Genomic DNA, 24,611 nt, shown 5'->3' with positions numbered 1-24,611 from the left:
CGCCGCCCACCCTAATTTCCGATACCGAGTACTCGGTAGGTTTGTTATTCGTGCGTTATTCTCCGCCTGCGTAGAGTGAGGCGATGTGAGGACCGGCACGGATCGGCGGCGCGGCTACGCCGCGGGCGACGCCAGGCGCGAGCGCATCCTGCACGTCGCGACCCTGGAGTTCGCCGAACACGGCTACCGCGGCACGTCGCTGGCCCGCGTCGCCGAACGCGCCGGGCTGTCCCAGCCCGGCCTGCTGCACCACTTCCGCACCAAGGAGCAGCTGCTGGTCGCCGTCCTCGAACTGCGCGACCGGCGCGACATGGAGCGGTTCTTCGCCGACGGCGGGGCCGCCGGCGGCCCCGACCTGCCGGCCGCTCTGGTGCGGGTCGTGGAGCACAACAGCCGCACGCCCGAACTCGTCCGGCTCTTCGTGGTGCTGACGAGCGAGGCCGTCACCGCCGACCACCCCGCCCGGGACTGGGCGCGCGCCCGCTACGCGCGCCTGCGCGCCTGGGTCGCCGACGCCCTCCGCCGCGCCGCCGACGCCGGCGAGCTGCGCGCCGGCCTCGACGCCGACGCCACGGCCGCCCGCATCATCGCCATCATGGACGGCCTCCAGACCCAGTGGCTCCTCGACCCGGACCGCATCGACATGCCCGCCCTCTTCAAGGCCCACGTCGACGACCTTCTGGAGACCCTTCGCCCCAGCAAGGCTTGAACGCGAGCCACCGGTCACGGGACAGCCCGTGGAGCGAGCCCTGGCGAGCGCAAGGGATGCCCGGCGCGCCGCGCCCCCCGCAGCGGAGCGAGGAGGTGGCGAGCCGCGCAGCGGGGGGTTCAGGGGGCGTCCCCCGGTCAGCTCCTGCGCATGCCCTCGCTGATCTTTTCGGCGGCGGCGACCACGGGGGCGGCGTGCAGGCGGCCAGGGGAGCGGGTGAGGCGTTCGAGGGGGCCGGAGACGGAGACGGCGGCGATGACGCGGCCGCCCGCGCCGCGGATGGGGGCGGAGACCGAGCCGACGCCCTGCTCGCGCTCGCCGACGGACTGGGCCCAGCCGCGGCGGCGGACGGAGGCGAGCGTGGTCGCCTCGAACTTGGCGCCGCGCAGGCCGCGGTGCATCCGGTCCGGCTCCTCCCAGGCCAGCAGGATCTGGGCGGCGGACCCGGCGGACATCGGGAGGGCGGCGCCGACGGGGATGGTGTCGCGCAGGCCGCTGGTGCGCTCGGCGGCGGCGACGCAGACGCGGACGTCGCCCTGGCGGCGGAACAGGGAGGCGCTCTCGCCGGTGTGGTCGCGCAGCTGGGCGAGGATGGGCTGCGCGATGGCGAGGAGTCGGTCCTCGCCGGCGGCGACGGCCAGTTCCGCGAGCCGGGGGCCGAGGATGAACCGCCCCTGGGTGTCGCGGTGGACGAGGCGGTGGTGCTCCAGCGCGACGGCGAGCCGGTGGGCCGTGGGGCGGGCGAGACCGGTGGTCTGCACGAGCTGCGCGAGCGAGGCGGGACCGGCTTCGAGCGCGTTCAGCACGAGAACCGCTTTGTCAAGTACGCCGACTCCGCTAGAGTTGTCCATGTCTTGATATTGCCGTCTCGTAATTTGAGATGCAAATCAGCCGGACCGGACCTCGGCGCGACGGCGCGCCGGACGATCATGACAGGTGAGGTGGGTGTGATGGGCCGTACATTGGCCGAAAAGGTGTACGACGCGCACGTCGTACGGCGTGCCGAGGGTGAGCCCGACCTCCTCTACATCGACCTGCACCTGGTCCACGAGGTCACGAGCCCCCAGGCGTTCGACGGGCTGCGGATGGCCGGCCGGCAGGTCCGCCGCCCCGACCTGACGATCGCCACCGAGGACCACAACGTCCCGACCACGGACCTGCTCAAGCCGATCGCCGACCCGGTGTCGCGCACCCAGGTCGAGACGCTCCGCAAGAACTGCTCCGACTTCGGGATCCGCCTGCACCCGATGGGCGACGACGGCCAGGGCATCGTGCACGTCATCGGCCCCCAGCTGGGCCTGACGCAGCCCGGCATGACCGTCGTGTGCGGCGACTCGCACACCTCCACGCACGGCGCGTTCGGCGCGCTCGCGTTCGGCATCGGCACCAGCGAGGTCGAGCACGTCCTCGCCACGCAGACGCTGCCGCAGATCCAGCCGAAGACGATGGCCGTCACCGTGAACGGCGACCTGCCCGAGGGCGTCACCGCCAAGGACCTGATCCTGGCGATCATCGCCAGGATCGGCACCGGCGGCGGCCAGGGCCACATCATCGAGTACCGCGGCGAGGCGATCCGCTCCCTGTCGATGGAAGGCCGCATGACGGTCTGCAACATGTCCATCGAGGCCGGCGCCCGCGCCGGGATGATCGCCCCCGACGAGACCACGTTCGCCTACCTCGAGGGCCGCCCGAACGCCCCGCAGGGCGAGGACTGGGACAAGGCCGTCGAGTACTGGACGTCCCTGCGCACCGACGACGACGCGGTCTTCGACAAGGAGGTCGTGATCGACGCGGCCGAGCTGACCCCGTTCGTCACCTGGGGCACCAACCCCGGCCAGGGCCTGCCGCTCGCCGAGTCCGTGCCCGACCCCGCGGCCATCGACGACCCGGTCAAGCGGCAGAACGCCGAGCGCGCCCTGGAGTACATGGGCCTCACCGCCGGGACGCCGCTCCGCGACATCGCGGTCGACACCGTCTTCGTCGGCTCCTGCACCAACGGCCGCATCGAGGACCTGCGCGCCGTCGCGGGCGTGCTGGAGGGCCGCAAGGTCGCCGACGGCGTCCGGATGCTGGTCGTGCCCGGCTCGATGGAGGTCAAGAAGCAGGCCGAGGAGGAGGGCCTCGACCAGGTCATCTCCGCCTCCGGCGCCGAATGGCGCGAGGCCGGCTGCTCGATGTGCCTGGCGATGAACCCCGACAAGCTCACCCCCGGCGAGCGCAGCGCCTCCACGTCCAACCGCAACTTCGAGGGCCGGCAGGGCCCCGGCGGCCGCACCCACCTCGTGTCGCCCGCCGTCGCCGCCGCCACCGCCGTCACCGGCCGCCTGGCCGCTCCCGCCGACCTCTGAGGAGACCCGAGCCATGGAAGCCTTCACCACCTACACCGGACGCGCCGTCCCGCTGCGGCGCAGCAACGTCGACACCGACCAGATCATCCCGGCCGTCTGGCTCAAGCAGGTCAGCCGCACCGGATTCGACAAGGGCCTGTTCTCCGCCTGGCGCGAGGACCCGGACTTCGTGCTGAACCAGCCGCAGTACCAGGGCGCCGGCATCCTCGTCGCCGGCCCCGACTTCGGCACCGGCTCGTCCCGCGAGCACGCCGTCTGGGCCCTGCAGCAGTACGGCTTCCGCGTCGTGATCGCGCCGCGCTTCGGCGACATCTTCCGCAACAACTCCACCAAGATGGGGCTGCTACCGGTCGTCCTCACCGGCGAGCAGGTCGAGGCCCTGCAGAGCGCGGCCGAGAAGGACCCCGCCCTGGAGATCACCGTCGACCTCGAGAAGCGCGAGGTCCGCTGGGGCGCCGACACCGCGACCTTCGAGATCGACGACTACACCCGCTGGCGGCTCATGGAGGGCCTGGACGACATCGGCCTGACCCTCCGCCACGGCGACGCCATCACCGACTACGAGGCCGCCCGCCCGACCTGGCTGCCGGTGACGCTGTAGTCCTGGGGGGACGCCCCCTGGAACCCCCCGTCGCGGCCGGCAGGCTGTTTCGCGCTCCGCTGGAGCTCCGCGCGAAACAGCCTGCCGGCCGTCGGGCATGCCCGCTGCGCTCGCTGGCGCTCGCTCCGCGTGCCTGCCCGTGATGGCGGCCGGGCTTCGAACCCCGGCTCGGCTTCGGGCTTTGCGGCTTGGCGTACCCCGGGGCGGGGGTCGCGTAGCCTCGCGCGGGAGAATCTCTCGCAGGGGACGAGGACGCCCGAGCGTTTGGGGGCTTGTGTGAACGCCACGCCGTGGAGCGGACCGGAGTGGGACGACCCGGCGCTGACCCGGCTCGCCCGGCAGCTGCGCGACGCGCACCGGGCCGTGGCGCCGCTGCCGCCGCAGACCCGGCAGCGCCTGATCCGCCACCTCCTGGCGATCACCGATCTGGCGAAAAGGGACTCCGACCTGGCCGCCCGCAGGCTGGAGGCGTTCCTCGCCGATTTCCACGAGGCGCCCGACGTCCGTTAGCGTGCGCAGTGGCCGGATCCGGTCCGGTCACCCGGCGAGACGGGGGCGAGGCCGACAAAAACGCCAGCGACACGGCAACTTCTGCGTGCAGGTGATTGTGTCCATGCTGAGGGTCCCTTAGTTTCGTTCGGGCAAGGGGGGAACTAGAGGAGTAACCCATGAACAAGCGTGAGCTGGTCGACGCCATCTCTGACCGGCTGGGCAGCAAGAAGGCCGCAGCCGAGGCCGTCGACGCGATCCTGGAGGCGATCCAATCCGCCGTCGCCAAGGGCGACAAGGTGGCGATCACCGGGTTCGGTTCGTTCGAGAAGGCCGACCGGCCTGCCCGTACGGCCCGCAACCCCGCAACGGGCAAGACCATCGAGGTTCCCGCGACGTCCGTGCCGAAGTTCAAGGCCGGGGCGGACTTCAAGAACCTGGTGGCCGGCAAGAAGTAGCCTCACCGCGGCAGCGCCCGGGACCGTCCTGAACGGTCCCGGGCGCTGCCGTTTCCACGGCCCGTTCAGATCCCCGGCAAGGGGAACGTCGACAGCGTCACCACCGTGACCCGGTCGCCCTCCATCGCGAGGTTCACCCGCTGCCCGAAGCGCAGCAGCCGCAGGCCCCCCGCCGCGAACGCGTCCGCGTCGAACGGCAGCTCCGTCCCGTCGTCCAGCAGCACGCTCCCCGCCCGCGCGGCCGGGTCGAAGTCCTTCACCGTCCCCTGCATGCGGGAACCCTATCCCCGGCCGTGCCCGGCGGACGGCGCGAAATCGGGGAGCAGGGCGGCGACGGCCGCGGTGCGCGGGCCGGTGCCGAGGGCCAGGGCGGCGCGGAGGTCGTCGGGGGTGTCGACGTCGCGGCGGACGCTGTCGGTCCCGGGCAGCAGCAGCTCGCGGGCGCCGCGCGCGCGGTGCGCCGTGCGGGAGTCGCCGCCGAAGGCGGGGGAGAAGGGGACGCCGGGACGCGCCGTGTAGAGCGTGGTGCCGATGCCCGCCGCGTCCGGGACGAACGCCTCCGGCGCCCCCGCCGCGGCGTCGAGAACCGCGGCGAGCTCCTCCGGCCGCAGGGCGGGCAGATCGGCGGACAGCGCGCCGACGCCCGCGTCCGGGGCGAGGTCGCGGCCGCGCCCCGCCCCGTGGATCAGGGCCGGGTTCAACCCGGCGTCGGGCTCGTCGGGGACGATCCGGGCGCCGAGCGCGGCCAGCTCCCCGGCGGGCACGGGATCGTCGGTGACCACTATCACATCGCGGACGCGGGCGCAGCGGAGCGCGGCCGCGACGGTGTCGGCGGCGACCGCCAGGGCGAGCGCCTCGCGGTGCGGCCCCGCCGCCGCGGACATGCGGGTCTTGGCCCTGGCCAGCACCTTGACCGGCACGACGAGCGACCACTCGGGATGAGGCGCGCTGGGCGCTGGGGTAGACATGGCAACTCGACACTATGCGCAGACAACCGCGACACTTGTGGACACCCCGCGTTCACGTCGGGTACGGATGGAGGAGGGGACGGGTCATGAGCCACGGGTACTCGCCTGGCTGGCGCAAGCTCACGATCGTCATCCTGCGGCCGCTGCTGTTCGGGCTGCTGAGACGGGACTGGCGCGGCCGGGGCAACGTGCCCAGGACCGGCGGCGTGATCATCGCCGCCAACCACATCTCCGAGTCCGACCCGCTGGCCCTCGCCCACTTCGTCTACGAGGCGGGGCGCTACCCCGTCTACCTGGCCAAGGCCGCGCTGTTCAGCACGCCGATCGTCGGAGCCGTGATGCGCGGCACCGGCCAGATCCCGGTGCACCGCGACCGCGCCGACGCCGCCATGGCCCTCGAGGACGCCGAGAAGGCGCTGGTGGACGGCGAGTGCCTGATGTTCTACCCGGAGGGCAGCTGCACCCGCGACCCCGAGCTGTGGCCGATGACCGGCCAGACGGGCGTGGCGCGGATGGCGCTGCAGACGGGCGCGAAGGTCGTCCCCGTCGCGACGTGGGGCGCGCACGAGCTGCTGCCGTACAAGAAGGCCGAGCAGCGCGGGCTCGCCGGGAGCCTGAAGAAGGGGTTCCACCCGTTCCCGCGCAAGACGATGAAGGTGATCGCGGGGCCGCCGGTCGACCTGTCGAAGTACGAGGGCCTGCCGCTCACCAAGGAGACGCTGCGCGCGGCCACCGACGACATCATGGACGTGATCAGCGAGCTGGTCGGCGAGCTGCGCGGCGAGCGGCCGCCCGCCGAGCGCTACGACCACCACCGGGTGCTGGAGGAGCGCCGCCGCGCCGCCAAGGAGGCCGAGGACGCGGCGGCCGCGAAGACCGCCGGGCGGGCCGAGGCCGGCGGGGTGCCCGACCCGGCCGGGCCGGCGGACGGCGCCGCCGAGACGGCCGGCGCCTCCGACACCACCGAGACGACGAAGGCGGGTGACTCGTGACCTACCGCACCGCGGTGATGGGCGCCGGGTCCTGGGGGACCACGTTCGCCAAGCTGCTGCACGACGCGGGCGGCGAGGTCAGCCTGTGGGGGCGCCGGCCCGAGCTCGTCGAGTCGATCAACGAGCGGCACGAGAACACCGACTACCTGCCGGGCGTGGAGCTGCCCGCGGCGATCCGGGCGACCCTCGACCCCGCCGAGGCGCTGGACGGCGCCGACTTCGTGGCGCTCGCCGTCCCGGCGCAGAGCCTGCGCGAGAACCTCTCCGGCTGGGTGCCGCTGCTGCCGTCCGGCGCGGTCCTGGTCAGCCTGATGAAGGGCGTCGAGCTCGGCACCACCCGGCGGATGTCGGAGGTCGTCCGGGAGGTCGCCGACGTCCCGGAGGAGCGGGTCGCGGTGTTCAGCGGGCCGAACGTGGCGCGCGAGATCGCGACCGGCGAGCCGAGCGCGGCGGTCGCCGCCTGCGTGGACGAGCGGGCCGCGGTGGGGCTGCAGGCCGCCACCATGACCCCCTACTTCCGCGTCTACACCTCCACCGACGTGATCGGCGTGGAGCTGGGCGGGGCGATCAAGAACGTCGTCGCGCTGTGCGTCGGGATGTCGGTCGGCCTCGGGTTCGGGTCCAACACCCAGGCGGTGCTGATGACCCGCGGGCTCGCCGAGATCACCCGGCTCGGGATCGCGCTCGGCGCCGACGAGCACACCTTCGCGGGGCTCGCCGGGATGGGCGACCTCGCCGCGTCCTGCATGTCGCCGCTGGCGCGGAACCGGACGTTCGGCGAGAACCTCGGCCGCGGGATGACGCTGGAGCAGGTGGTCGCCGCCACCAAGCAGACCGCCGAGGGCGTGAAGTCCTCGGAGGCGGTGCTGGAGCTGGCCCGCAAGCACAACGTGGAGATGCCGATCACCGAGGCGGTCGTCTCGGTGCTATACCACGGCACCCCCATCACGGAGGCGGCGATCTCGCTGATCTCCCGTTCACCGAAACCGGAACGGTACGGAGTGTGACCCGTGGACGACGCGACGTCGCGTCCGGTGGCCGGGGCGCGCCCGGATCGTTCGTGGCCGCGCTGTACTGATCACCGGTAGGGTCGGGAATCATGTCCCAGGTTTCCAAGATTCGCGTGGCCGTGGTGTTCGGCGGGCGCAGCTCCGAGCACGCGATCTCCTGCGTCACCGCGGGCGCCGTGATGGCCGCGATCGACCGGGACCGCTACGAGGTGCTGCCGATCGGCATCGCCCGCGACGGCCGCTGGGTGCTCGCCTCCGGGGACCAGCGGCTCGCGATCCAGGACGGCCGGCTGCCCGAGGTGTCCGGCGAGGGCAGCGCCCTCGCGCTGCCGTTCGACCCCGACAGCCGGGGCCTGATGGTCGTCGAGCCGGGCAAGGTCCCCGCCACGCTCGGCGAGGTCGACGTGGTGCTGCCGCTGCTGCACGGCCCGTACGGCGAGGACGGCACCATCCAGGGGATGCTGGACCTGGCGGGCGTCCGGTACGTCGGCGCCGGGGTGCTGGCCAGCGCGGTCGGCATGGACAAGGGGTTCATGAAGCTCGTCTGGCAGGCGCGCGGGCTGCCCGTCGGCCCGTACGTGCTGATCGGCGACCGGGAGTGGCGCCGCGAGCGCAAGCGCAAGCTCGACGAGGTCAAGGAGCAGCTCGGCCTCGCCGCCGGGCGGGCGGTGTTCGTCAAGCCGGCCCGCGCCGGGTCCAGCATGGGCATCACCCGGGTCGCCGACGAGGCCGACCTGGAGACGGCCGTCGAGACGGCCCGCGAGCACGACCCGAAGGTGATCGTGGAGGCGGCGATCGAGGGCCGCGAGATCGAGTGCGGCGTGCTGCAGGGCGTGGACGACGGCCCGCCGGAGGCGAGCCTGCCCGCCGAGGTGCTGATGGCCGGCGACCACGACTTCTACGACTTCGAGACCAAGTACCTCGACGGCGGCACCCGGATGGCGATCCCGCCGGACCTGCCCGCGGAGGCGATCGACGAGGTCCGGACCATCGCGGCGCAGGCGTTCGAGGCGCTGGACTGCGAGGGCCTCGCCCGCGTCGACTTCTTCCACACCCCGGACGGCCGCTGGATCCTCAATGAGATCAACACGATGCCGGGGTTCACGCCGGCGTCGGCGTTCCCGCAGATGTGGGCCGCGACCGGGCTGGACTACCCGTCCCTCGTCGACCGGCTGATCCAGACCGCGCTGCGGCGCTCCACCGGGCTCCGCTGACCCGGCACCGGGCCTCCGGAAGCGGACCCCGGCGCGGCGCGGCGCGGCCGTTCCGGTTCCCGGTGATGGCGGTTTGACGTGTCCTTCGCGGCGGTGAAATCCGGCCGAAACGCGTCCAGGACAGGATCGGGACCGTTCCCGGTCACCGTTCTGGAAGGACGCCCGCCTTGACGCTCTCATCCGTTCCGCCCGCGCCGGCCGCCCCCTTCACGCTGGAGGGGACCGGGCGGCCGGTGCCCGGGCACGACCGCTGGCATCCCGCCATCCCGGGGGTCGCCGAGGTGATCACCGGTGGGACCGTCCGGATGGAGTGCGCGGCCCGCGAGCCGGGCGAGGACGCGGTGCTGTGCGGCCCGCTCGTGGTCGTCGGCGCGGAGCCCGGCGACGTGATCGTGGTGGACGTCCTCGGCGTGGGGCGTGCAGACGGGGTGTACAGCGCGTCCGGGCATCCGGGGCTCATCGGGTGCGCGCCGCGGGCCGTCCGGGCGGCGCCGGAGGGCTCCTCCCGGACGGCACGGAGCCGGATGCTGCTCGGCGCGGTCCATCCGGCGGCGCGCGCCCGGGTGGCGGCGGAGGCGGTGCGCAGCGAGGCCCGCGGCCGGGAGATCGGCGGCTGCGCGATCGCGCCGCTCACCGCCGGGTCCCGGATCCTGCTGCCGGTGCACGTGCACGGCGCCAAGCTGTCGGTCGGCGACCTGCACTTCCCCGTGCGCGGCGCCCTCGACTGCCGCGACTCCGGGCTGGCCGGCTGGATCGACCTGCGGATCAACCTGACCCGGCGGGGCGTCGAGCGGTTCCGGGTGACCGGGCCGATGCTGATGCCCGACCCGTCTCCCCGGATCGCCTAGCCGCGGGCGCGGTCGCCGTCTCCGGACCACGCCCGCCACGCCCGCCGCTTCCGGGCCGCGACGGCGCCGCTAGGCGCGGAACACCTCGCCGCCGTCGACGTTCAGGATCTGCCCGGTGATCCACGCGGCGTCGTCCGACAGCAGGAACAGGCAGGCGCCGACCATGTCCTCGGGCGTGCCCATCCGCTTGAGCGCCATCTTCTGGTCGACGATCTTCTGCGACATGTTGCCGGGCACGACCTTGCGGTTCGCCTCGGTGTCGGTGGGGCCCGGCGCGATCGCGTTCACCCGGATGCCCATGCTGCCGAACTCGTGCGCGAGCTGCTGCGTCAGCCCGTTGATCGCGACCTTGGCCAGCCCGTAGAAGCCGGAGTACTGCCAGGCGGCCGTGGACGACTGGTTCACGATCGACCCGCCGCCGCGCGCCTGCATGTGCGGCTGGCAGGCGCGCGCGCACAGCAGGGCGCCGTCCATGTTCACCGCCATGAACTTCTTGTAGTAGTCCCAGTCGACGGTGAACAGGAAGTCCAGCTTCATCGTGCCGAAGATGGCCGCGTTGTTCACCAGGTGGTCGATGCCGCCGAACCGTTCCACGGCGGCGGCGGCCATGGCCTCGGTGGACGCCGGGTCCGACACGTCCGTCCGCACGAACAGGCCCTTGATGTCGTCGGCGACGGCCTGGCCGCGCTCGTCGACGTCCGCGACGACGACGGACGCGCCCTCCGCCGCGAGCCCCCGCGCGTACGCCTCGCCGATGCCCTGGGCGGCGCCGGTGACGACCGCGACCCTTCCCTCGAACCTCATGCTCACAGTCCCCTCCGCGGGCGGCCGTCCGGCCGCTGGTTCTGGACAGGTGTCCAGACTACAGTTCAGGACCAACCGGGGCGCAAGGGCGGATCCCCCTCGATCCCGGCGTTCACCGCATTCGCGAAGATTCGGGGACGGGCCCGATGCCGGGACGAAACGATCTAGGGGGAGCGGTGGCACTGCGGCGGATCAAGGTCGCGGCCGTCTACGGCGGCGCGCTGCTCGGCCCGCTCGGCGGCGGCGTCGTCGCGCCGATGCTCCCGGAGATCGGCCGGTCCGTGCACGCCTCGGCGGGCGCCGCGGCCGCGTCGCTGACCGCCTACTTCGTGCCGTTCGCGCTCGTCCAGCTGGTGTCCGGGACGCTCGGGGAGCGGTGGGGGCGCCGCCGGACCGTCCGGATCGCCTACCTCGTGTACGCGGCGGGCTCCCTGGTGTGCGCGCTCGCCCCGGCGCTGGGCCTCTTCCTCGGGGCACGGGCCGCGCTCGGGGCGGCCAACGCGTTCACCTCGCCGCTGCTGCTCGCCGGGCTCGGCGACATCGTGCCGCGCGACCGCCTCGGCCGGGCGGTCGGGGCGTACTCCAGCTGCCAGGCGGCCGGGCAGTCCTTCGCGCCGCTCGTCGGCGGCCTCGCGGCGGCGTCGTCGTGGCGGCTCGGGTTCGTCGTGGTCGCGGGGGCCGCCGTGCTGCTGGCGTTCGCGCCGCCGCCGGGGGAGCCGCGCCCGGCCGCGGCGGCACCGCCCTGGCGGCCGCTGCTGAGCCGGCGGATGGGCCTGCTGTCGGCGGCCTCGTTCGTGTCCTATCTCGGCGCGTCGGCGCTGCCGTTCCTCGTGGCGCTGTACGCGCGGGAGAAACTGCACGCCGGCGCGGACCTCACCGGCGTCGCGCTGCTCGGGTTCGGCGTGGCGGGGCTGGTGCTCGGCGCGGTCTGGGGACGCGTCGCCGAGCGCGCCGGGGCGCGGCTGTGCGGAGGCGTCGCGGCCGTCGTGACCGGGGTGTTCGTGGCGGTGGTCGGGTCGTCCGGCTCCGTGGGCGCGCTCGCCGCATGGTGGACCCTGGCGGGCGCGGGCGCGTCGATGATGACCGTGGCACTGCAGAGCCTGACGATGCGGGCGGTGCCGGGGAACCGGGGCGGGGCGCTGTCGGCGGTGTCGGCGTTCCGGTTCGGCGGCGGAGCGGTCGCGCCGCTGGTCTGGCTGCCGGTCTACCACGCCGGCGCGGCGGGCGCCTTCGTGGCGGCGGCCTGCTCGTTGCTGCTGGTCGTCCCGGCCCTCGCGCTCGCCGGCGACGCCGAGGGGTGACGATCCTCACCGGACCGTGCCATTGTTGGGCGCCGGGACCGCCGGTAACTTACTAGACGTCTCGTCAATAGCCCGTCGGTGCGCCGGAGGGAAGCCCCATGTCGGTCCAGCGTCCGCCCGTACGGCCCCCGGAGCCGGAGAACATCGTCCTGCAGGCGCGCGACGTCCGGTTCGACTGGTCGGACGTCCCCCTGCACTGGATCCCCCGCGACCCGGTGGCCACCCACCTCATCAACGTCCTGCACATGCTGCTGCCCGCCGGGGAGGAGTGGTTCGTCAGGATCTTCAAGGAGGCCGTCCCGTACATCCGCGACGACCGTCTCCGCGAGGACGTGCTCGGCTTCATCGGCCAGGAGGCCATGCACGCCGCCTCCCACGACGCCGTCCTCGACCACTTCGTCGAGCAGGGCCTGGACGTGCGGCCGTTCGTCCGGCAGGTCGAGTTCGTCTTCGAGGACCTGCTCGGCGACCGCGGCCTGGAGGGCGACCGCAAGCGCGCCTGGCTGTTCGAGCGGATCGCGCTGATCGCCGCGATCGAGCACTTCACCGGCGTCCTCGGCGACTGGATCCTCAACGCCAGGGCGCTGGACGAGGCGGGCGCGGACCCGATGATGCTGGACCTGCTGCGCTGGCACGGCGCCGAGGAGGTCGAGCACCGGCACGTCGCGCACGACCTGTTCATGCACCTTGACGGCTCGTACGCGGCCCGGCTCCGCGCGATGGGCCAGACGATCACCATGCTGGGGGCGCTGTGGCACCGCGGGCACCGCTTCCTGATGGCCCGCGACCCGATCGTCCGGGGCCGGATCAGGGGCGGGCTGCGGCACCTGCGGCGCACCGGCCCCGCCGGCCTCACCCCGGACGGCCGGATGGTCGGCGCGTCCGTGCGGCGCTACCTCAAGCGCACCTACAGCCCGCTGAACGAGGGGTCCACCAGCCAGGCGCTGGCCTACCTGGCCGCGTCCCCGGCGGCCCGGGCGGCCCTGCGATGATCCCGCCCGACCTGCGGGGACGTCGCGAGCGCGACCCGTTCTGGGTCGCGGTGAACGCCGCGTTCAACGGCATCCAGCGGTACCGCGCGCTGCGCGCCCCCGCCCCGCCGGCCGTCCGGCCCGTCGACCGGACGCTGCGCCTGACCGTCCAGAAGGTGCGCCGCGAGGCCGACGACGTGGTGAGCCTCCGGCTCGCCGCCCCCGACGGGCGCGCCCTGCCCGCGTGGCAGCCCGGCGGCCACCTGGACGTGCTGCTCGCGTCCGGGCGCCGCCGCCAGTACTCGCTGTGCGGCGACCCCGCCGACCGGCGCGCCTACCGGATCGCCGTCCGCCGCCTGCCCGGCGGGGGCGGCGGGTCCGTCGAGATGCACGAGCTGAGGGAGGGCGCGCCGGTCGCCGTCCAGGGACCCCGGAACGCGTTCCCGTTCCTCGCGCACGACCGGTACGTGTTCCTCGCCGGCGGCATCGGCATCACGCCGATCCTGCCGATGGCCGTCGCCGCCGATCGGTTCGGCGCCGACTGGCGCCTGGTCTACACCGGCCGGACCCGCGCGTCCCTGCCGTTCCTGGACGAGCTGCCCGCCGGCCGCGTGACCGTCCGCACCGACGACGAGCACGGCGTGCCGTCCGCCGCGGACCTGCTCGGCGACGTCCCCGACGGGACCGCCGTGTACTGCTGCGGCCCCGCCCCGATGATCGACGCGGTCCGCGCCGCCGTCGGCCTGAACGCGACCCTGCACTACGAGCGCTTCGCGCCGCCGCCCATCGCCGGCGGGAAGCCGTTCGAGGTGGAGCTGCGGCGCAGCGGCCGCACCCTCGCGGTGCCCGCCGACCGGTCCGCCCTCGACGTGATCAGGGACGTGCTGCCGGACGTGGCCTACTCCTGCCGGCAGGGCTTCTGCGGCACCTGCCGGACCGGCGTGCTGACCGGCGCCGTGGACGACCGCGCGCCGTCCGACCAGGGCGACGACTCCATGCTGGTCTGCGTCTCCCGCGCCACCGGAGGGCGGATCACCCTCGACCTGTGACCCGGCGGAGGCCACACCCGCTGCCCGGATGTGCCAGGCTTGGGAGATCTGGTCCCGTCCCGAGGAGAACGTGCCGTGCCGCCAGCCGACCTGCCGGATCGCATCGGCCCCTACCGGGTGGCGGACCGGCTCGGCGAGGGCGGGATGGGGACGGTCTACGTCGGGCTGGACGGGACCGGCCGCAAGGTCGCCATCAAGGTGATCCGCCGCGAGTACGCCGCCGACCGGCAGTACCGGGCGCGGTTCCAGGCGGAGGTCGCGGCGGCGCAGCGCGTCCGCCCCTTCTGCACCGCGCCGGTCCTCGACGCCGACCCGGCGGCCGACCCGCCGTACCTCGTCACCGAGTTCGTCAACGGCCCCAGCCTCGACGCCGCGGTGGCCAAGGACGGCCCGCTGCGCGGCGCCGACCTGGAGGCCGTCGCCGTCGGCATCGCGACCGCGCTGACCGCGATCCACGACGCGGGCGTCGTGCACCGCGACCTCAAGCCCGCGAACGTGCTGCTGTCCACGTTCGGCCCGCGCGTCATCGACTTCGGCATCGCCCGCTCGGTGGACGGGACGCGCCTCACCGCGACCGGCGGCATCGTCGGCACGCCCGCGTTCATGGCGCCCGAGCAGCTGGACGGGCGCGGCGCGACCCCCGCGTCCGACGTGTTCGCCTGGGGCGCGACCGTCGCGTTCGCGGCGCGCGGCGGCCCCTGCTTCGGCGGCGACTCGATCCCCGCGATCATCCACCAGATCGTCAGCGGCGAGCCCGAGCTGGGCGGGCTGAGCGGGACGCTGCTGAGCGCGGTCGAGTCCGCGCTGGCGAAGGACCCGGCGCGCCGCCCGTCCGCGCAGGCGCTCCTGGACCGGCTGATCTCCGGCGGCGCGCCGCGGCAGGCGCCCGCCGGTTCGCCGCTCGCCGGTCCGTCGCGGACCGGCATGACGCAGGCCTCGGCACCGAGGCACGCCGCCTCCGGGGGCGGCCCGGCCGCCCCGCCGCCTCCGCGGCACGCGGGCCTTTCCGCGGCACCGGCGCCGTCGCGCGCCGCCGCACCGCCCCCCGCGCACGCGTCCGCGCCGCCCCCGGCGCAGGCCCCCACGCCGCCGCCCGGGCCCGCGCCTTCCCCGGCGCTCGCGGCGGGCGAGGCGGACGCGCTCGTCGAACGGCAGTACCGGCAGGCCGCGCAGGCGGGCGACCCGTCCGCGATGCGCAACCTCGCGGTGCTTCTCAGCATGCAGGGACGCACGGCCGAGGCGGAGTCGTGGCAGAAGTACGCCGACGCGGTCGCCGCCCGCCCGGCACCGTATCCGCAGGGCACCACGCCCGGCTACGGGCCGCCGACGCAGTCGCCGGGCGCCGCCGCCCGCCCGAACGGGTACGGCAAGCCGTCCTACAACCACGCCTCGATCTACGCGCTGACCTGCGGGCTCGTCGGGCTGATCTCGTGCGGCCTGACCTCGATCCCGGCGATCGTCGCCGGGCACATCGCGTGGGCGAGGGTGCGCCGCTCCGGCCAGCGGGGCCTCGGCTTCGCGATCACCGGGATCGCGCTCGGCTGGCTCATGGTCGCGTTCTGGCTGCTCGTCCTGCTCGGCTGGTCGCTGCCGGACGACACGTCCAGCGGATGACCCCGGACCGGGCCGCGCGTTAAATCCGTTGCGGGCCCCCGGCGCGGATGGCACCGTAGAGCACGTCAGCCCGTCGAAGACGGTGACACGAGACCTCGAGAGGAGGACCGGCCATGGCGATGGAGCAGCTACGACTTCGACTGCCCTCGGCGTCGCACGCCCGCCCCGGCCGGTATCCCCTCTCCTAGAGGCCCCCTGGCCGAGCCGCCGCGAGCGACGCCTCGCACAGACCTGCGGCTCTACCCCAACAGGCAGAGGGGCCATCCTCAGATGGTGGACGTTCCGGGTTCGAATCCCGGGAGCCGCACGCACGCCTCCGTAGTCCAACGGTAGAGACAGCGGCATGAGGTGCCGTGTGCTGGGGGTTCGAATCCCTCCGGAGGTACCGGGCGGGCCATGGGCCCGCGCAAGGGGCGGCGCCGACGCGGGAGAGTCGGGCCTGTCTGTAAAACAGGTGCAATGTCTGAGTGGGTTCGAATCCCACCCGCCCCACAGGATCCCCGTTCAGGGTCGCGGTCAGCGCTGGCGCTCGTGGATGTAGAGCTCCTTGCGGCCGGCGGGCCCGACCGAGCGGTGGTCGGGCACCGGCAGCTCGTAGCGGACCTTGCGCAGGTGGTCGCCGTACTGCCGGTCGGCGTTGTAGACGGACCGGAACTTCCAGATCGACCTGGCGAAGTTCGTCTGCCCGTGCCACAGGTGGCGGCCCATGATGCCGAGCGTCTGCGCAGCCGCGGCGACGCCGAGATGCTTGCGGTTCATCACGGACTGCGTCCTCACCAGCTCGCGGTAGAACTCGTACAGCGGCAGGTTCGTCGGCACCACCGCGTGCTGGATGTCGAAGAGCCGGTAGTCGCGCGTGGTCAGCTTGCGGGACTCGGTGTGCCAGATCTCCGTGCCGGGATAGGGCGTCATCACGGTGAGGTTGACGATCTCCGGCACCGACAGCGCCCACTCGCGGACGAGCTTGAACTGCCGGGCGTCCCAGGCCGGGTCCACGATCAGGTTGATGGCCACGGTGAGGCCCATCTTGCGGGCGAGCTCCAGGGCCTTGATGTTGGTGTCCGGGCTGGTCCGCTTGCGGTATCGGTCGAGGCCCTCCTCGTCGAGCGCCTCCATGCCGAGGAACATGTAGTTCAGGCCGAGCCGCCGCCACCGCTCGAAGACCTCGGGGTGGCGCAGCAGCACGTCCGCGCGGGTCTCCAGGTAGTACTCCTTTCGGATGCCGCGCCGCTCCACCTCGGCGGCGATCGCGTCGCCGTGCTCGGGCTTGATGAACGCGACGTCGTCGACGATGAACAGGCCGGGCTCGCGGATCGACGCGATCTCCTCCGCCGCCGCCTCCGCCGACACCTTCCGGTACGTGCGCCCGTAGAACGTCCACGCGCTGCAGAACGAGCAGTCCCAGGGGCAGCCGCGGGTGAACTCGATGGACGCGGCCGGGTCCAGGACGCCGATGAAGTACTTGTGGCGGCGCCGGGTCAGGTCGCGGGCCGGGCGGGGCGCGTCCAGGCTGTCGAGCAGCAGCGGCACCTTCTTGCAGGTGCCGTCGGCGGTCACGGCGCCCGGCACCTCGCCGAGCCCGCCGTCGCGCGCGGCCTCCAGCAGCAGCGGCGCGGCGACCTCGCCCTCCCCGCGCAGCACCGCGTCCAGCGCGCCGTTCGCCTGGTCGAGGACGTGCGCGGCGATGAACGAGACGCTGTGCCCGCCGGCGAACACGAAGCACTCCGGCAGCCGGCGCTTGACCTCCTTGGCGAGGTCGATCATCTCCGGCACGTTGGCCAGGTAGTTCACCCCGAACCCGACCGCCTCCGGCCGGAACTCGCGCAGCTCGCGGCGCAGGTCGTCGTGGGTGAAGACCTGCAGGTCCAGCAGCCGGACCTGGTGGCCGGCGGTGCGCAGCGCGGCGGCGACCCGCTCGACGCCGAGCGGTTCCAGCCGCAGGAAGATCTCCGAGTACATCAGTCCGCTGGGATGGACCAGGAGAGTGCGCATCGGGTTTCCCTTCCCAGGCGCGTCGGTCGTTCGCTGTGGTGCCGGGAACGCGGCGCCCCGGACAGCGGACTGTTACCCGTGATCACGGAGAGTTAACGAGTTGCCGGGGCGGCGGGCGTCGAACTAATGTCTGGACATGTGTCCGGAGAAGTGTCGACCGAGCCCCCGCGCCGCCGCCTCACGCCGCGGCAGGCCGATACGGTGCGCCGGCTCACCGACGCCGCCGTCGAGGAGGTCCGCGACACCGGCTACGAGGGGCTGACCGTCCGCAACGTCGCCCGCCGCGCGGGCGTGGCGCCGGCCACCGCCTACACCTACTTCGCGTCCAAGAACCACCTGATCACCGAGGTGTTCTGGCGGCGCCTCAGCGCGCTGCCGCCCGTCGAGACCGGCGGGGACCGGGACGTGACCGGCCGCGTCGAGCGGGTGCTGCGCGAGATCGCGCTGCTGGTCTCCGACGAGCCGGAGCTCGCCGCGGCGTGCACCACCGCGATGCTCGGCACCGACCCCGACGTCCGGGAGCTGCGCGCCCGCGTCGGCGCCGCGATCCGCACCCGGCTGCGGGACGCGCTCGGCGACCACGACGACCCCGCGGTCCTCGGCGCGCTGGAACTGGCCTACTCGGGTGCGCTCCTGCACGCCGGCATGGGCTACACCTCCTACACCCGCATGGCCGACCGGCTCGCCGAGATGGCGCGGCTCATCCTGCCCGGCGGCGACGGCGCCCGCGCATGAGCGGGACGGCCTAGATCTGGCCCTCCGGCTTCGCCGGGATCGTCGCCTTGATCGCCGGGGTCAGCTCGATCAGCACGTCCCCGGCCGGCCGGTACTTCGCCGGGACGGTCACCTCGACGTACGCCTGCCGCCCCACCGCCGTCCAGGTCACCGGACGGTCCACCGGCTGCCCGAACCAGCTGATCCCGTTGATGTCCACCAGCTCCGACGTCTGCCGCAGCGCCGCCGGTATCGGCACGCCGCAGCGCAGCGCGATCGCCGGCGAACCCCACGCCGCCGTCAGCTGCGAATCCGGCTTCGTGTCGCGCAACGATCGACCGTGCACCTTCGCGGGCAGGCGGAGCCCTTCACAGAGCCGCCGCGTCGCCGCGTCAGGATGCGGAACCGGGACCTCCACCGCGCCGTCCCCGCACGCGGCGGGCAGCAGCATCAGCGGAGCCAGCAGGAGCGGCGCCCAGCGGAACCGGATCTCAGATGTGGACAATGGGGCAGGTGAGAGTGCGCGTGATGCCCTCGACCGTCTGGATCTGCGCGACGACGAGCTTGCCCAGCTCGTCCACATTCCGCGCCTCCGCTCGGACGATCACGTCGTAGGGTCCCGTGACGTCCTCCGCCAGGGTCACACCGGGCACGCCGGAGATGTGCCCCGCGACCTCGGCGGCCTTGCCCACCTCGGTCTGGATGAGGATGTAGGCCTGCACCATCACGTCCTCCCCTGGGCGGAGAATTAGCCGTCGGACGGTCACCGTATCGTGTTAGGCGGCGCCGTGGGCGTTCGGGGGGCGCACAGCCCTTTCGCGGGCCGGACGAGGCCGGCGGGGCACGGCGGCCGGGCGGTGAGAGGGCGGGAACGGGGCGGATGGGCACCATCGGGGAGCTGGGCGAGTTCGGGCTGATCGGCCGGCTGACGCGGCGGCTGCCGCAGGGCCCCGCCGTCCTGCTCGGCCCCGGCGACGACGCCGCGGTCGTCGCCGCACCGGACGGCCGCGTCGCCGCCACCACCGACCTGCTCGTCGAGGGACGGCACTTCCGCCGCGACTGGTCCGGCCCCTACGACATCGGCCGCAAGGCCGCCGCGCAGAACCTCGCCGACGTGGTCGCGATGGGCGCCCGCCCGACCGCGCTGCTCGTCGGGTTCGCGGCGCCGCCGTCCACCGAGACCGCCTGGGCCGAACGGCTCTACGACGGCCTCGCCGACGAGTGCCGCCGCGCCGGCGCGTCCGTCGCGGGCGGCGACGTGGTCGGCGCGGACGAGGTCACCCTCGCGATCACCGCGCTCGGCGACCTCGGCGGCGGCGCGCCGCTCACCCGGTCCGGCGCCCGTCCCGGCGACCTCGTCGCGGTGCGCGGCCGGCTCGGGTACGCCTCCGCCGGGCTGGCGCTGCTCGCCGAGGGGCGCGACGGGCCCGCCGAACTGCTCGCCGCGCACCGCCGCCCCGAGCCGCCGTACGAGGCGGGCGCCGAGGCGCGGGACGCGGGCGCGACCGCGCTGCTCGACGTCAGCGACGGCCTCGTCCAGGACCTCGGGCACCTCGCCGAGGCGAGCGGGGTGCGGATCGACGTCGACTCCGCGACACTGGTCGTCCCGGAGTCCTTCGGCCCGGACGGGCTGCGGCACGTGCTCGCCGGCGGCGAGGACCACGCGTTCGCCGGCGCGTTCCCGCCCGGTTCGCCGCCGCCCCCGTCCTGGACGGTGATCGGAGCCGTACGAAGGGGTGCGGGAGTGCGCGTCGACGGGCGCGTTCCGGACGCCGCCGGGTGGGACCATTTCCGGGGGTGAACGGCCGGTTGACGCCGGGTGCCGGCGGGGTGGGCTTTCCCTCATCCGGTAGGCATGTTTGGTACTGGTTTGGTATACATCCTGTGATCGAAGAGGAATGGGATGGGACGACACACCAAGCGCGAGCGACCCGATGACGAGCCCGCGCCGGACGATCCGGCGCCCGCGGGTTCGTTCCTCGGAGCCCCTCCCGGCCCGTCCTTCGAGGCCTTCTCCGGCCCGACCGACGACCAGGTGTTCTTCTCCTACGAGCCCTACCCTCCCGCCTCCTCGCCCGGTTCCCCGGCCGGCCCGCCGCCCGCCGCGCAGCGCCAGCACGGCCCGCCGGACCCGCGCCGCTTCGAGCCCTATCCCGGCGACTACCCGGGCGACCTCCCCGCCGCCATGGCCGGCCGCGACGACCGCGTCCCCGGCGCTCCCGCCTCCTCCCGCACGCCGTCCGGGCCCATGGCGGGTCCCGCCGCCGACGGCATAGCGCAGGCTCCCGCCCCGCCCGCCGCGGATCCCGCGGCCTCCGCGCCCTCGACACGGGCCCGGGTCGCCCGGCTCGTGTCCGCGCTCCCCGTCCCGATGCTGCCGATCGTCGCGCTCGTCATCGCCGTCGGCGTCGTCGCCTACGCGCTGAGCACGCAGCAGATCTCGCTCAACTTCGCCGGCGGCGCCCCCAAGAACCCCGTCGACACCAACCCGCGCGACAGCACCGTCTCCCAGCGCGGGCCCGGCAACCGCGCCAGCCGCGCGAGCCGCCCCGACGGGCTCGTCATCGCCTTCCACGTCGTCTCCCGCACCAGCACGGCGTTCCGGGCCACCGGCACCGTCACCAACCAGGGGCAGCAGGCGATCTCCCGCTGGGCGCTCGCCTTCAGGATCCCGAACGTGACGGTGCGCACCGTCAGCGGTGCGATCGTCGTGAAGACCGGGCAGCTCGCCTACGTCCGCGGCCGCACGGGTCTCGCGCCCGGACGCTCCGCCCAGTTCGTCTTCACCGCGAACGGCACGCCGCGGAAGCCGACCTACTGCATCATGAACAAGCTGGCCTGCACCATCCTGTGAGCTCCCCGGCCGGAAGCCGCGCCGTGTGACGGATCGCCATAAAGTGGATGCCATGCAGCAGAACGCGCCCGCGCCCCGCCAGGCCCCGCCCCTCGTGCTCACCATCGCGGGCTCGGACTCCGGCGGCGGCGCCGGGATCCAGGCGGACCTGAAGACGATGCTCGCGCTCGGCGTGCACGGGATGAGCGTCATCGCCGCCGTCACCGCGCAGAACTCCCTCGGCGTCCAGGGCTACTGGGAACTGCCGGTCGAGGCCGTCCGCGCCCAGCTCGACTCCGTGCTGTCCGACATCGGCGTCCACGCGATCAAGACCGGGATGCTGGCGTCGACCGCGCTGGTCGAGACGGTCGCCGAGGCGCTCGCCGCCTCCGACGCCCCGTCCGTCGTGGACCCGGTCGGCGTCTCCAAGCACGGCGACTCGCTGCTGGCGCCCGACGCCGTCGACGCGGTCCGCTCGGCGCTGCTGCCCACCGCGACCGTCGTCACCCCGAACCTGTACGAGGTCGAGCAGCTCACCGGCGTCAAGGTGGTGGACGAGGCGGGCCTGCGCGAGGCCGCCGAGGCGGTCAAGGCGCTCGGCCCCCGCTGGGTGCTGATCAAGGGCGGCCACCTGCCCGGCGAGCCCGCCGACCTGCTGTTCGACGGGGAGCACGAGCACCGCTTCACCGCGCCGCGGCACGACAACCGGCACACCCACGGCACCGGCTGCACCCTCGCGTCCGCGATCGCCTCCCACCTGGCGCTCGGCGACGACGTCCCCACGGCGGTCGGCAAGGCCAAGGAGTACGTCACCGGCGCGATCGCCGCGGGCTTCCCGCTCGGCGGCGGCATCGGCCCCGTCGACCACGGCTGGCGGTGGCGTTCACCGCAATCCCGGCCCGAGGGCCTCGCCTAGCGGCTCGTCCCTCGACCGTGCTCGTGCGGGCGCGGCATCGCTTCGCGATCTTCCCGGTGGAGGCTCGCCTCCGGCGTCGCCTCCACCGGTCAGGTCACGCGCTCGCGTGACCGCCGGGCGCCGCTACCGGGATGAGCTCGCCGGAATGGCCTCCGCGACACGAGCCCCGGGCATGCGAAAACCGGCTCACCGGGCAGTCCCGATGAACCGGCTCAGGCTCGCGACCCGCGGTTCAGACGGTCGGCTTGACGATCTTGCCGGCCTTGATGCAGGAGGTGCAGGCGTTGATCCGCTTGGTGCTGCCGTTCACGACGGCGCGCACGCGCTGGATGTTGGGGTTCCAGCGGCGCGGGGTGCGGCGGTGCGAGTGGGAGACGCGCATGCCGAAACCGGGTCCCTTGCCGCAGACGTCGCAGACGGAAGCCACGGGAAACTCCAAGTGGTGTCGATGCTCTACCGGAGCGCCGCCCGTCGCCGCCTCGGGCGGGGCCGGGCATCGTGGGCGCTCACTGACCGCGCCTCGGACGAGGCGCACGGGTCAGACTAGCCGAACGGCCCCTGACTAAGCGAATCGAAGCCGCGGTCAGGGCTCTGGCGCCCGGTGGGAAGGGCACTGCAAGATGACCCGATGGTCCTTGATGCGGCGGCGGTGCGGCGGTGGTGCAGGCTCGCGGCGGACGCCCTCGGCCGCACCCGCGGGGAGATCGACGCGCTGAACGTCTTCCCCGTCCCCGACGGCGACACCGGAACGAACCTGCACCTCACCGTCCTCGCGGCGGCGGACGCGGCGGACGCCCTGCCCTCCGGCGCGTGCGAGGCGGACACGTGGCGCGCGGTCGCGCAGGCCGCGCTGCTGGGCGCGCGGGGCAACTCCGGGGTGATCCTCAGCCAGGTCCTGCGGGGCATGGCCGACGTGCTCGGTTCACCGCCGGCGCGGACGGGCGGCGAGGCCCTCGCGGAGGCGCTGGAACACGCGTCCGTGCTGGCCAGGGCGGCGGTCGAACACCCCGTCGAGGGCACGATCCTGAGCGTGCTGGGCGAGGCGGCGTCGGTGGCCTCGGCGGCGTCCGCGACGGGTGTCGAGGGGACGGCCCGCGCGGCGGCGGACGGAGCCCGCCGGGCGCTGCGCCGCACGACCGGGCAGCTCGACGTGCTGGCCCGCAGCGGCGTCGTGGACGCGGGCGCCGCCGGGCTGTGCGTGGTGCTCGACGCGCTCGCCGCCGTGGTCACCGACGAGTATCCCGAGCACTACGAGGTCCCCGCCCGCGCCGCGGGCACGACGCCGCCGCCGGCCGCGCGGCCCGAACCGCAAGGACCCGGCTACGAGGTCATGTACCTACTGGACGCGCGGGACGCGGCCGTCCACGACCTGAGGGAGAGGCTCGACGGCCTCGGCGACTCCCTCGTCGTCGTCGGCGGCGACGGCCTGTGGAACGTCCACGTGCACGTCGACGACGCGGGCGCCGCGATCGAGGCGGGCCTGGCCGCCGGGCGCCCGCACCGGATCCGCGTCACCTACCTGCACGCCGCGTCCCCGGACGAGCCGCACCGGCCGCACGCGGGCCGCGCCGTGATCGCGGTGACCGCCGCCGACGGGCTGGCCGCGCTGTTCGAGGAGGCCGGCGCCCGGGTCGTCCGCCGCGAACCCGGCGCGGTGCCGCCGCTCGCCGTGCTGGCCGAGGCGATCCTCGCGGCGGGCGACGAGGTGGTGGTGCTGCCGAACGAGCCGGAGGTCCTCGCGCTCGCCGAGGCCGCCGCCGAGCGCGCGCGCGACGGCGGCGCCCGCATCGCGGTGGTCCCGGCGAAGGCGTCCGTGCAGGGCCTCGCCGCGCTCGCGGTGCACGATCCGCTGCGCCGCTTCGGCGACGACGTCATCGCGATGACCCGCGCCGCCGGCGCCACCCGGTTCGGGCACCTGGAGGTCGCCGCGCAGGAGGCGGTGACGAGCGTCGGCCTGTGCCGCCCCGGCGACGTCCTCGGCCTGATCGAGGGCGACGTCGCGACGATCGGCGCCGACGTCGCGGAGGTCGCCCGGCGCGTCCTGGACCGGATGCTGTCGGGCGGCGGCGAGCTCGTCACGCTGATCGCCGGGCGCAACGCGCCGCCCGGGCTGGCCGAGCGGCTCGAGGACCATCTGCGCGACGGCCGTCCCGACGTGGAGGTCGCCCTCTTCGACGGGGCGCAGCGCCGCTACCCGCTGCTCATCGGAGTCGAGTGATTCGTGTCGCCGGCATGGGCTAGAAAGGGTCCGTGGCGAATCTCGACGAGCCGTTGCGCAAGGTTCTCGGCGACAAGACGGCCAAGGTGCTGGAGAAGGGCCTCGACTTGCACACGGCGGGCGACCTGCTGCACCACTATCCGCGCCGCTACGCCACCCGGGGCGAGCTGACGCCGCTGAACGAGCTGCTGGACGGCGAGCACGTCACCGTCATGGCGGAGGTCGTGAAGGTGCAGGGCCGCTCGCTGACCCGCAGCCCCGGCTACGTCCTGGAGATCACCGTCACCGACGGGACGGGGCAGCTCAAGCTGAGCTTCTTCGGCCGCAAGGGCTCCTACCGCCCCGAGAAGGACCTGTCGCCCGGCACCCGCGGCCTGTTCGCCGGCAAGATCAGCACCTACCGGCCGCGCAGCGGGAACGTCCAGCGGCAGCTCACCCACCCGCAGTACAAGGTCGTCGCGGAGCGGACCGCCGAGCAGGCCGCGCAGGAATGGGCCGACGAGATCATCCCGATCTACCCGTCGACCAAGGGCCTGGACATCGAGACGATCGGCATGTCGGT

The 24,611-nt window shown here is 73.9% G+C and carries 26 protein-coding genes, 3 tRNA genes and 1 pseudogene; 22 read left to right on the top strand and 8 right to left on the bottom strand.

Features of this window, described 5'->3' with window-relative positions; translation table 11 throughout:
• Positions 1-85 precede the first annotated feature (85 nt).
• The gene (locus J4557_RS06020; protein WP_208265407.1) at positions 86-709 is read left to right on the top strand and encodes a TetR/AcrR family transcriptional regulator; all 624 of its coding nucleotides are present in this window, start codon (positions 86-88) and stop codon (positions 707-709) included.
• Positions 710-846: 137 nt separating this feature from the next.
• On the opposite strand, the gene J4557_RS06015 is transcribed toward J4557_RS06020, so the two are convergent.
• Positions 847-1,560 (bottom strand): IclR family transcriptional regulator, encoded by a 714-nt coding sequence (locus J4557_RS06015; RefSeq protein ID WP_208265406.1) that lies wholly within the window; start codon positions 1,558-1,560, stop codon positions 847-849.
• Positions 1,561-1,659: 99 nt separating this feature from the next.
• Here J4557_RS06015 and leuC point away from each other — a divergent pair, with 99 nt between their 5' ends.
• The 4 genes from leuC to J4557_RS05995 all read left to right on the top strand — a co-directional run bounded on the left by leuC (position 1,660) and on the right by J4557_RS05995 (position 4,605).
• Complete coding sequence (gene leuC / locus J4557_RS06010; protein WP_208265405.1) at positions 1,660-3,057, top strand: 3-isopropylmalate dehydratase large subunit; 1,398 nt, start codon at positions 1,660-1,662, stop codon at positions 3,055-3,057.
• A gap of 13 nt (positions 3,058-3,070) precedes the next feature.
• Positions 3,071-3,658: a 3-isopropylmalate dehydratase small subunit gene (gene leuD / locus J4557_RS06005; protein WP_208265404.1), complete on the top strand. Its 588-nt coding sequence runs from the start codon at positions 3,071-3,073 to the stop codon at positions 3,656-3,658.
• Positions 3,659-3,934: 276 nt separating this feature from the next.
• A complete protein-coding gene (locus tag J4557_RS06000) occupies positions 3,935-4,168 on the top strand; it encodes an SCO5555 family protein (RefSeq protein ID WP_190859668.1) in 234 nt (77 codons plus the stop codon).
• A gap of 158 nt (positions 4,169-4,326) precedes the next feature.
• Positions 4,327-4,605 carry an HU family DNA-binding protein gene (locus tag J4557_RS05995; protein WP_151542535.1) on the top strand — a complete coding sequence of 93 codons (279 nt, stop codon included), beginning with the start codon at positions 4,327-4,329 and terminating at the stop codon, positions 4,603-4,605.
• A gap of 65 nt (positions 4,606-4,670) precedes the next feature.
• Here the strand turns inward: J4557_RS05995 and J4557_RS05990 are convergent, their stop codons facing one another.
• Both J4557_RS05990 and cofC read right to left on the bottom strand, forming a co-directional pair.
• Positions 4,671-4,877 carry a hypothetical protein gene (locus J4557_RS05990; protein WP_208265403.1) on the bottom strand — a complete coding sequence of 69 codons (207 nt, stop codon included), beginning with the start codon at positions 4,875-4,877 and terminating at the stop codon, positions 4,671-4,673.
• 9 nt (positions 4,878-4,886) lie between these two features.
• Positions 4,887-5,573, bottom strand: coding sequence for a 2-phospho-L-lactate guanylyltransferase (cofC, locus tag J4557_RS05985; RefSeq protein WP_208265402.1), 687 nt, complete (start codon positions 5,571-5,573; stop codon positions 4,887-4,889).
• Positions 5,574-5,659: 86 nt separating this feature from the next.
• Between cofC and J4557_RS05980 the strand changes: the two genes are divergently transcribed.
• The 4 genes from J4557_RS05980 (at position 5,660) to J4557_RS05965 (ending at position 9,637) form a co-directional block, all read left to right on the top strand.
• Positions 5,660-6,565 (top strand): lysophospholipid acyltransferase family protein, encoded by a 906-nt coding sequence (locus J4557_RS05980; protein WP_208265401.1) that lies wholly within the window; start codon positions 5,660-5,662, stop codon positions 6,563-6,565.
• Between the two features lie 17 nt (positions 6,566-6,582).
• On the top strand, positions 6,583-7,572 hold the full coding sequence (locus J4557_RS05975) for an NAD(P)H-dependent glycerol-3-phosphate dehydrogenase (protein WP_208265493.1): 990 nt from the start codon (positions 6,583-6,585) through the stop codon (positions 7,570-7,572).
• A 92-nt stretch (positions 7,573-7,664) separates the two neighbouring features.
• Positions 7,665-8,789: a D-alanine--D-alanine ligase family protein gene (locus tag J4557_RS05970; protein WP_208265400.1), complete on the top strand. Its 1,125-nt coding sequence runs from the start codon at positions 7,665-7,667 to the stop codon at positions 8,787-8,789.
• Between the two features lie 167 nt (positions 8,790-8,956).
• Complete coding sequence (locus tag J4557_RS05965) at positions 8,957-9,637, top strand: acetamidase/formamidase family protein (protein ID WP_243775320.1); 681 nt, start codon at positions 8,957-8,959, stop codon at positions 9,635-9,637.
• Positions 9,638-9,706: 69 nt separating this feature from the next.
• Here J4557_RS05965 and J4557_RS05960 read toward each other — a convergent pair whose 3' ends face one another.
• Positions 9,707-10,441, bottom strand: coding sequence for an SDR family oxidoreductase (locus tag J4557_RS05960; protein ID WP_208265399.1), 735 nt, complete (start codon positions 10,439-10,441; stop codon positions 9,707-9,709).
• 176 nt (positions 10,442-10,617) lie between these two features.
• Between J4557_RS05960 and J4557_RS05955 the strand changes: the two genes are divergently transcribed.
• The 7 genes from J4557_RS05955 to J4557_RS05925 all read left to right on the top strand — a co-directional run bounded on the left by J4557_RS05955 (position 10,618) and on the right by J4557_RS05925 (position 15,868).
• Entirely contained in the window at positions 10,618-11,742 is a 1,125-nt protein-coding gene (locus J4557_RS05955) for an MFS transporter (RefSeq protein ID WP_208265398.1), read from the top strand.
• A 98-nt stretch (positions 11,743-11,840) separates the two neighbouring features.
• The gene (locus tag J4557_RS05950; protein ID WP_208265397.1) at positions 11,841-12,734 is read left to right on the top strand and encodes a metal-dependent hydrolase; all 894 of its coding nucleotides are present in this window, start codon (positions 11,841-11,843) and stop codon (positions 12,732-12,734) included.
• A complete protein-coding gene (locus J4557_RS05945; protein WP_208265396.1) occupies positions 12,731-13,762 on the top strand; it encodes a PDR/VanB family oxidoreductase in 1,032 nt (343 codons plus the stop codon). The genes J4557_RS05950 and J4557_RS05945 overlap by 4 nt, the downstream gene beginning before the upstream one ends.
• 75 nt (positions 13,763-13,837) lie before the next feature.
• Positions 13,838-15,376 (top strand): protein kinase domain-containing protein, encoded by a 1,539-nt coding sequence (locus J4557_RS05940; protein ID WP_208265395.1) that lies wholly within the window; start codon positions 13,838-13,840, stop codon positions 15,374-15,376.
• A gap of 233 nt (positions 15,377-15,609) precedes the next feature.
• Positions 15,610-15,683: transfer RNA gene (locus J4557_RS05935), tRNA-Leu, on the top strand.
• A 5-nt stretch (positions 15,684-15,688) separates the two neighbouring features.
• Positions 15,689-15,761, top strand: a tRNA-Leu gene (locus J4557_RS05930).
• 25 nt (positions 15,762-15,786) lie between these two features.
• Positions 15,787-15,868: transfer RNA gene (locus J4557_RS05925), tRNA-Tyr, on the top strand.
• 24 nt (positions 15,869-15,892) lie between these two features.
• Here the strand turns inward: J4557_RS05925 and hpnR are convergent.
• On the bottom strand, positions 15,893-17,368 hold the full coding sequence (gene hpnR, locus J4557_RS05920; protein ID WP_208265394.1) for a hopanoid C-3 methylase HpnR: 1,476 nt from the start codon (positions 17,366-17,368) through the stop codon (positions 15,893-15,895).
• A gap of 138 nt (positions 17,369-17,506) precedes the next feature.
• Between hpnR and J4557_RS05915 the strand changes: the two genes are divergently transcribed.
• The gene (locus tag J4557_RS05915) at positions 17,507-18,103 is read left to right on the top strand and encodes a TetR/AcrR family transcriptional regulator (RefSeq protein ID WP_307799450.1); all 597 of its coding nucleotides are present in this window, start codon (positions 17,507-17,509) and stop codon (positions 18,101-18,103) included.
• A 10-nt stretch (positions 18,104-18,113) separates the two neighbouring features.
• On the opposite strand, the gene J4557_RS05910 is transcribed toward J4557_RS05915, so the two are convergent.
• Positions 18,114-18,587 carry a DUF3515 domain-containing protein gene (locus J4557_RS05910; protein ID WP_243775319.1) on the bottom strand — a complete coding sequence of 158 codons (474 nt, stop codon included), beginning with the start codon at positions 18,585-18,587 and terminating at the stop codon, positions 18,114-18,116.
• On the bottom strand, positions 18,574-18,807 hold the full coding sequence (locus J4557_RS05905; protein ID WP_151542521.1) for an Lrp/AsnC family transcriptional regulator: 234 nt from the start codon (positions 18,805-18,807) through the stop codon (positions 18,574-18,576). Before J4557_RS05905 ends, J4557_RS05910 begins: the two co-directional genes overlap by 14 nt.
• Positions 18,808-18,962: 155 nt before the next feature.
• On the opposite strand from J4557_RS05905, the gene J4557_RS05900 reads away from it, so the two are divergent.
• The 3 genes from J4557_RS05900 (at position 18,963) to thiD (ending at position 21,831) form a co-directional block, all read left to right on the top strand.
• Positions 18,963-19,883: a thiamine-phosphate kinase gene (locus tag J4557_RS05900; RefSeq protein WP_208265392.1), complete on the top strand. Its 921-nt coding sequence runs from the start codon at positions 18,963-18,965 to the stop codon at positions 19,881-19,883.
• A gap of 102 nt (positions 19,884-19,985) precedes the next feature.
• The gene (locus J4557_RS05895; RefSeq protein WP_208265391.1) at positions 19,986-20,936 is read left to right on the top strand and encodes a cellulose binding domain-containing protein; all 951 of its coding nucleotides are present in this window, start codon (positions 19,986-19,988) and stop codon (positions 20,934-20,936) included.
• 52 nt (positions 20,937-20,988) lie between these two features.
• Positions 20,989-21,831: a bifunctional hydroxymethylpyrimidine kinase/phosphomethylpyrimidine kinase gene (gene thiD, locus J4557_RS05890; RefSeq protein ID WP_208265389.1), complete on the top strand. Its 843-nt coding sequence runs from the start codon at positions 20,989-20,991 to the stop codon at positions 21,829-21,831.
• A 232-nt stretch (positions 21,832-22,063) separates the two neighbouring features.
• Here thiD and rpmB read toward each other — a convergent pair whose 3' ends face one another.
• Positions 22,064-22,258 (bottom strand): 50S ribosomal protein L28, encoded by a 195-nt coding sequence (gene rpmB, locus J4557_RS05885; protein ID WP_067632165.1) that lies wholly within the window; start codon positions 22,256-22,258, stop codon positions 22,064-22,066.
• 201 nt (positions 22,259-22,459) lie between these two features.
• On the opposite strand from rpmB, the gene J4557_RS05880 reads away from it, so the two are divergent.
• Together J4557_RS05880 and J4557_RS49315 are read left to right on the top strand one after the other, a co-directional pair.
• Positions 22,460-24,049, top strand: a complete 1,590-nt coding sequence (locus tag J4557_RS05880) for a DAK2 domain-containing protein (RefSeq protein ID WP_208265387.1) — start codon at positions 22,460-22,462, stop codon at positions 24,047-24,049.
• Positions 24,050-24,081: 32 nt separating this feature from the next.
• Positions 24,082-24,585 (top strand): annotated as a pseudogene (locus J4557_RS49315) (OB-fold nucleic acid binding domain-containing protein); the annotation flags it as partial.
• Positions 24,586-24,611 lie beyond the last annotated feature (26 nt).

The organism is Actinomadura nitritigenes (assembly GCF_017573545.1).
Classification (GTDB): domain Bacteria; phylum Actinomycetota; class Actinomycetes; order Streptosporangiales; family Streptosporangiaceae; genus Spirillospora; species Spirillospora nitritigenes.
This window is presented reverse-complemented; position numbering and strand designations above follow the sequence as displayed.

Bases quoted from the DNA above. Each gene is read 5' to 3' on its own strand.
- J4557_RS06015 (WP_208265406.1), bottom strand. From the start codon at position 1,560: ATGGACAACTCTAGCGGAGTCGGCGTACTTGACAAAGCGGTTCTCGTG.
- leuC (WP_208265405.1), top strand. From the start codon at position 1,660: ATGGGCCGTACATTGGCCGAAAAGGTGTACGACGCGCACGTCGTACGG.
- leuD (WP_208265404.1), top strand. From the start codon at position 3,071: ATGGAAGCCTTCACCACCTACACCGGACGCGCCGTCCCGCTGCGGCGC.
- J4557_RS05995 (WP_151542535.1), top strand. From the start codon at position 4,327: ATGAACAAGCGTGAGCTGGTCGACGCCATCTCTGACCGGCTGGGCAGC.
- J4557_RS05990 (WP_208265403.1), bottom strand. From the start codon at position 4,877: ATGCAGGGGACGGTGAAGGACTTCGACCCGGCCGCGCGGGCGGGGAGC.
- cofC (WP_208265402.1), bottom strand. From the start codon at position 5,573: ATGTCTACCCCAGCGCCCAGCGCGCCTCATCCCGAGTGGTCGCTCGTC.
- J4557_RS05980 (WP_208265401.1), top strand. From the start codon at position 5,660: ATGAGCCACGGGTACTCGCCTGGCTGGCGCAAGCTCACGATCGTCATC.
- J4557_RS05975 (WP_208265493.1), top strand. From the start codon at position 6,583: ATGGGCGCCGGGTCCTGGGGGACCACGTTCGCCAAGCTGCTGCACGAC.
- J4557_RS05970 (WP_208265400.1), top strand. From the start codon at position 7,665: ATGTCCCAGGTTTCCAAGATTCGCGTGGCCGTGGTGTTCGGCGGGCGC.
- J4557_RS05960 (WP_208265399.1), bottom strand. From the start codon at position 10,441: ATGAGGTTCGAGGGAAGGGTCGCGGTCGTCACCGGCGCCGCCCAGGGC.
- J4557_RS05950 (WP_208265397.1), top strand. From the start codon at position 11,841: ATGTCGGTCCAGCGTCCGCCCGTACGGCCCCCGGAGCCGGAGAACATC.
- J4557_RS05945 (WP_208265396.1), top strand. From the start codon at position 12,731: ATGATCCCGCCCGACCTGCGGGGACGTCGCGAGCGCGACCCGTTCTGG.
- hpnR (WP_208265394.1), bottom strand. From the start codon at position 17,368: ATGCGCACTCTCCTGGTCCATCCCAGCGGACTGATGTACTCGGAGATC.
- J4557_RS05905 (WP_151542521.1), bottom strand. From the start codon at position 18,807: ATGGTGCAGGCCTACATCCTCATCCAGACCGAGGTGGGCAAGGCCGCC.
- J4557_RS05900 (WP_208265392.1), top strand. From the start codon at position 18,963: ATGGGCACCATCGGGGAGCTGGGCGAGTTCGGGCTGATCGGCCGGCTG.
- J4557_RS05895 (WP_208265391.1), top strand. From the start codon at position 19,986: ATGGGACGACACACCAAGCGCGAGCGACCCGATGACGAGCCCGCGCCG.
- thiD (WP_208265389.1), top strand. From the start codon at position 20,989: ATGCAGCAGAACGCGCCCGCGCCCCGCCAGGCCCCGCCCCTCGTGCTC.
- J4557_RS05880 (WP_208265387.1), top strand. From the start codon at position 22,460: ATGGTCCTTGATGCGGCGGCGGTGCGGCGGTGGTGCAGGCTCGCGGCG.